Origin of the sequence: Planktothrix sp. FACHB-1355, assembly GCF_014748295.1 — a bacterium.
GTDB lineage: Bacteria > Cyanobacteriota > Cyanobacteriia > Cyanobacteriales > Aerosakkonemataceae > Aerosakkonema > Aerosakkonema funiforme_A.
In genome coordinates, this window is record NZ_JACJUP010000327.1 from 1 (window position 1) to 6,019 (window position 6,019).

Annotated in this window: 5 protein-coding genes and 1 pseudogene; all 6 read right to left on the bottom strand. The window is 42.2% G+C overall.

Annotated features, from left to right (window positions below):
* A pseudogene (locus H6S82_RS15005) lies at positions 1-787 on the bottom strand (hypothetical protein); the annotation flags it as partial.
* A gap of 9 nt (positions 788-796) precedes the next feature.
* Complete coding sequence (locus tag H6S82_RS33575) at positions 797-1,108, bottom strand: hypothetical protein (RefSeq protein WP_242056958.1); 312 nt, start codon at positions 1,106-1,108, stop codon at positions 797-799.
* Between the two features lie 25 nt (positions 1,109-1,133).
* Positions 1,134-1,514 carry a hypothetical protein gene (locus tag H6S82_RS33580; RefSeq protein ID WP_242056959.1) on the bottom strand — a complete coding sequence of 127 codons (381 nt, stop codon included), beginning with the start codon at positions 1,512-1,514 and terminating at the stop codon, positions 1,134-1,136.
* Between the two features lie 51 nt (positions 1,515-1,565).
* On the bottom strand, positions 1,566-2,651 hold the full coding sequence (locus tag H6S82_RS15015; protein ID WP_190475261.1) for a hypothetical protein: 1,086 nt from the start codon (positions 2,649-2,651) through the stop codon (positions 1,566-1,568).
* Between the two features lie 80 nt (positions 2,652-2,731).
* Positions 2,732-3,598 carry a hypothetical protein gene (locus H6S82_RS15020; protein ID WP_190475259.1) on the bottom strand — a complete coding sequence of 289 codons (867 nt, stop codon included), beginning with the start codon at positions 3,596-3,598 and terminating at the stop codon, positions 2,732-2,734.
* 44 nt (positions 3,599-3,642) lie between these two features.
* Positions 3,643-6,019 (bottom strand): hypothetical protein (locus H6S82_RS15025; protein WP_206756873.1); only part of this gene is annotated, 2,377 nt, incomplete at its 5' end.

A 6,019-nucleotide genomic window follows, 5' to 3' on the forward strand; every position in this document is an offset into this window, starting at 1 on the left:
CTGGCGCAGGAACAGTAACGGTTCGCACAATAACCTTCGGCGGCGGAGGTGGCCCTGGAACGGTGACGGTTCGGACAATAGTCTTGGGCGGTGGTGGTGGTGCAGGAACGGTGACGGTTCGGACAATAGTCTTGGGCGGCGGGGGTGGCCCTGGAACAGTAACGGTTCGGACAATGGTTCTGGGAGGGGGTGTCGGACTCTTGGCGGCTGCTTGGCGCGGAGTCGCTCGTTCCACAACCGGGGGAGGAGTTGGTTTGGCTTCTGGTTCTGCTGTGGGTTTGGCCTCTGGTTCTGTCTGCGGTTGTTTCTCAGTCTGTGGCTTTGGTGCTACCAGTTTTTGTTGTTCTTGATAAGCCAATCTAGCCAGCAGTTCCGGCTTTTCATCTTCAATCGGAGGTTGTTTGGTTTCCTTGGGTGTGGTTTGAGCGATCGGTTTGACTTCCGATCTGGGTTTAACAAACTGCCAAATCAGCAGGAATAATAATATCGTTCCTCCGGTTAATACCAACATTGTTACTGCACGAGGTACACCTCTTTGTGCAACAGGAAGTGGTTCTGGTTTCTCATTTTCTTTTTGCAGTTGATATTGAGCTTCAAGCGTCAGAGGTAAATGAGGATCGAAACCCGCAAAGTTATCTAAGTCGATCTCATCATCTGAACGGTTAGATTCAAACTCATCTTTGGGCTGTTGGTTCGGAGCGGGTTCAATTGTTCCGTTCTGATTAGTTTCGGCTGCTGTTACGTTAGTTTCATTGGTATTGGTTGAATTATCTGGCCTATTCATCATCTACCTCTTTTACGGTTTAAATTTAACAATTTTGGTAATTTCCAACCCGGCTGAACGCATCGAATTAACTGTTTTTTCAACCAGGTTGGCATTTTCGCCTAATGGAGAGATGGGAACTTCAATTGCTTTCACAGTGATAGTGCGATTAAATGGTTGTCGGCTTTCGCCAACACCTTGTTCGAGGACGACACGGGTAGCGATTACATCAATTTCCCAAACACCTTTTTTGATTTCTCTCGGTTCGGAAAGGTAAGAAACGTAAGCTGTAGAACGAGTTTTACCTTCAAAAATTCCATTCGGTATTAATTTGGCAAGTTCCACCAAAGAAGCTGCTCCAAATTGTGACTCACTCCATCATCAAAGAAGCCATCCATGCACTGGTGGGAACTCTTTCAGATTTTTTGATTTTTATTCCTGGATCGGGGTCATTTGTACCGGGAATCTTTCCATCCCACCTCCAGGTAAGATTAACCCAAGAAGAAACAAAAGTTTTGATGGTTTTTGGTTCTCTGTATAAACCATCTGCTTCCATAACTGAAGCTGTCGTTCCATCTTTGAGTTGCACGAATGTCACTTTTTTTTGAGACAATGTTTTGAGGCTCAATGTATTGAATACAACAGCAGCAGTCAAAATGCTAACCATAGCTGTTAGTAACACGAAGCACAAAGCTAAAGTGTTTTTTGACTCCGGTAGTAAGGGTTGAGATGGTGATGATTTAAAAATCATAAGCTTCACCCAGAAGTAAAGTAATAGCAGTTGTTAAAGCAGTTAACTGTTTTAAATCAGCTTGCCAGCAAATACACCGATCGCATTGCTTGCAATATCGGTAAGCTGTTTGGTATTATTAGCGATCGCTAAGTACAAAGCAGTACCGCCGCCTCTAGCGATCGAAACAGCTAAAACGGGAGCAAACACAGCTAAAAAGAATAGGAAAGCAATATCGGTAACAAGCTCGGCATCAGAATTGACAATAACTACAGCTACCAATCCCACCACAATGTTGTAGCCAAGCTGAATTCCAAACAAAGACATAAATCCAACTAACCAAGCCCAAATAGGCTTTCCTTGTAATGGTAGTAAAGATAAACCCATCGCCACAGGAGCAAACAATGCTGTTAACAACAATGCAGCTTCTAAGATATTGACAAATGCCCACTGCACTGCTCTCAAAATTAAGCGAATAATTGGCAAGACAGTAGAGCGAAAAACTTGTCCCGCAAAATCACCACTAGCGATATCGGCGACATTAGTAACATTGGCTAGATTTTGAACAAATCGCTGCAAACTTTTGAGGGGGCTACCATTTTTCTGTTCGGCTTCATTGAGAATAGCTTGATCTGCTTCTTTTTTATCATTCCAACACTCGACTAAAGCTTCGCCTACTTTACCCTGACATTCGCTGTAAAGCTTTTCAATCTCTTCTTTGGCAGCACTGGTAAGATTGACATCTGTCAGAGCGCTTCTAAATGTCATTTCTCCCAATTGTATTTCCAATATCTGTTGAACTTGCGCTCCCCCAATCCCATGAACGAATTTAATACTTTCGGCTAAAACTTTGCCATTGTTACTCAAAAAAAATAGAATAACAAGCGGCCAAATTAGCATGGCGATTAGTTCAGACCAACATTGTTTTTCGATGATTTCCTTACCGCTAGTAACAGCTAAGTAGATAACGGACATACCTGCCAAAATTAATCCCAGTTTGACTAAGGCAATCCACAAAGCAGATTCTTGGGTATTGAAAGTGTTAAACCATAGTAAATTCCAAGATTCGACAGTTTTTTGGGAAACTTCTATGGCATTAGAAAGGGTATCTAAAGCTTGTCCTGCTGTACTTGTCTGGGCAATAAATAGTGCAAACATTTTCTGACTCCTCAATGCTTAGTCAGCAGTCAAGTTCAATAACTAATAACAACTGACTGCTAACTAACTTTTCTTTGAACTTATTCTTTTTCTCCTAACGTAACGCCACCCGGCATTTGAAACAGTCCGGCTTGCGTGGAAGAAGCAGTACCAGCAGCCGCATCTTGTCTTCGCTGAGTTACATTAAGTTCGCTGAGTTCTTTAGCTTGTTGGGCGCTTAAAGTATTGGCGAGGGCGCGATCGATCTGCGCTTGTTGGTTTTGAAGTATAATCACGCCTTGATTCTGCGCTGTTAGTGCAGTTTGTTGAGAGATATTACGCATGATGTGTTGTGTCACATCTTGGTTTTGTGATTCTTCACCCAATTGAATATTTTTAGTAACATTTTGGTCAACCATTTGTGCCATTTGAGCTTGCCTATCCTGAGCAGCTTTACTGAGAGTAGCGTCTGAAGCACTTGAAGTTGCTGTTTGCTGTTGGGCAAGGTTAGCTAAATCTGATTGAATGCTATAAGAACCTTGAGGTTTATTCTCTAAAGTTGCAGATAGTTTAGTACCTTCATTATCTGTGAAGTTACCACTCATTATTTTAGCTACAGCTTCTTGTAAATCTGGAATTTTGAGGGAACCTACGAATGATTGCAGCATTTGGTCGAGTTGCGTCTTAATTTTGGCGATCGCACCCGATACTTTATCCATTGGATTCTTAACTTGACCTAAAAACTCTTCAGAATCTTTTTGAATTTGTTGCTCGATTTGTTGGGTTTGAGAAGTAGGAACCGTAAAGTTAGAAGGATTGACGTTATTCAAACTAGAACTAGGAACGCTAGAAGCCGTGTTAGACTTATCAGAACTTTGAGCTTGTGCTTCAACAGAACTTAACATTAATGCCAATAACATTACTGGAATGGTGAGGGCAAGTTTCATCAAAATTGTTTGGGTACTCATTGTTTAGTCTCCTTTGAAATTATTTGCCACAATCAAAACAACTATTAACTAGCCATTAGAGTGGGATGTTGTTCGTGTTCAATATCGTTAGTAGAATTGTTGCCAATATTGGCAAGAGAGCGCCCTTCTTTAATGGCTTGTACGTATTCAGAAGTAAACTGTTTGAGCGCTAACAATCGTCCTTTTAAGGTGTCGGGATATTGAGCCATCACTCTAGCGCGAGCCATCAACTCTGTTTGGTTATTTGCTACGCTCGCTAATACCATCTCGCCTGGATAAAACTGGGTTTGCCAAAAGCGACCGCCTTTTTCAATCAGCCAATTTGAGCAGAGTTCAGTGGCTTTTGGAAGAAACGCTTCGGTAGCATTTTGACCGATGATTTCTGATGGGTATCCCAAACGCTGAACCCAAGAATTAACTGCATTAGATGTTAATCTCCCGGTAATGCGGTAAACCATGTTTTGCAGAATCATCGTTCCCGCACTGCAATCGCAGATGCTATCGATATCTTGGGAAAGCAATAGCACCGAAATTCCATTTTTTCGTCCGACTGCACAAAGTTCGCCTACTACTTCAGCAAAGCCATCTTTTTTGAACAAAATCGAAAGTTCGTCGCCAATAAATAAACTTTTCGGGTGTGAAAGGGCATTGCGGATACAAGCAGCATGAGCGTTCATTGCCATCAAATATTGGTCTTGTTCGTTGCTCAAACCGCTGAGAGCGAAAAACTTAATTGCAGGTGCGGGGGAAAATGTAGAAGGTTTAGCGATCGCTTTTCCTAAAGGTGAAGCAAGTAGGGCATTACATTGAGTAATAATCTGATTGATGGCAATGCGATCGAGGTCAGTAAAGTTTTGTAAATTTAATTGTTCCTTAGTGCAGAATTTGAGCAAATGTTTGAGGGTTGGCATTTCTTGCCATTCGCTTGATTTCCAACCTTTTTCAAAGGCAGCATTGTAGCGTTCGATTATTTCTGGGTCTTCAAGAAACTTTTTCAAAGTCAGCAACAGGATAGCGTCAACTCGCTGTGCTAACTTGGGGTCATTTACCTTTCCCATGCTGATAATAGTCAGGGATTTCCTAATAAACTCTTTCCACTGGTCTAACCGCCGGGAGCGTTCCTCTTTATCAAAGCATCGCAGGTCAGGAATTTCGAGTAAATTAGAGCTACCTTTGGTAATATCGTAGTACGCACCATCATCGCCTAAAAGTGCTAGAGCAGTTTCAAACGTGCTACCAGAACCGCTAGAAATATCCATACCCACAACGGGAATGTTAGCAGCTAAAGCATCAAGAGCAAATCGCCATCCCAAAACTGATTTACCGCTACCGCTTTCCCCGGTGATGACAGCGCGGCTAGTTTGTTCGTGCATGAGGTCAACGCAAACAGGTTTACCGCCTTTAGTAATAAATTCGACACCAATTGAGTCGATATCTCTCACTGCAGTTAAAGGTAAAACACCTGCAATGGTTTCTGTATCAAAAGTAAGGCGACGTTCGTTAATGAGCGAACTGCTGTGCAAGAGCCAGCCGAGCGTAATTGGTAAAGTTTCTAGCCAAACTAACCAAGCAATATTTCGCTCTCTAATCGCTTTGGCAGAACCGAAGCTATTGGTTAACATTTGACAAGCTTGATTGAGTTGTTCTGGTGTTGGTCGATAGACTAAGAAAACAACCGCTGCGTGCAATGCTTTTGCACCTTTATACATTTTTTTCTGAGCATCGAAAGATTCTTCTTGCTTAACTTCAGCACCAACATCTCGCCCTTGCCCTTTTTCCAAAGCAAGTTTTCTAGCTGTTTTAGATTGTTTGGCTTGACGAGCTAAATTGTCTTGAATAAAAAAGTTAGAAGCTGCACTAATTTCCACAACTGCTTCGGTATCGTGAACGTAAGTGGAACTCATCACTTTCCACAGCCATCTCAATTGTTCTCTGGTATTAATCCAACCACCGGGACTTTCTTCCATTGTCAGCACGCCGCATTCTGTGTTTCTGCCATTCAGCCAGATGCGAGATTTATCTTGTTTGTGTTCTGGACAACTGGAACGACCGTGTTGACCTTCAATTAAAATGGTGCAAGCGTGTTTGTAGCTGTTGATAGTTTCAGTTAATTTGTAGTCCAATACAGTTTCTTCTAAAGTCAGTAATTGCGGAATAGGTGATGCAGGTGTATTATTGAATTTTTTCCACAAGTACGACCACAATTGCTCGGCATTCATCGGTTGAATTTCTAGCCCGATTTTGGTATTGAGTAGGATTTCCCAACTTAAGTATCCTTGCTCGAAAGATTGCAGTAGTAATTGCTTGTAAAAGCGTTCTTTATTCAGGCGATCGTTTCCGGTAAACTGAGCAGCGATACTGCTAAGTAGTCGGACAAAAGTAATCGACACTGTATGAACTTTTGTTAAGGCACTTGCAGGA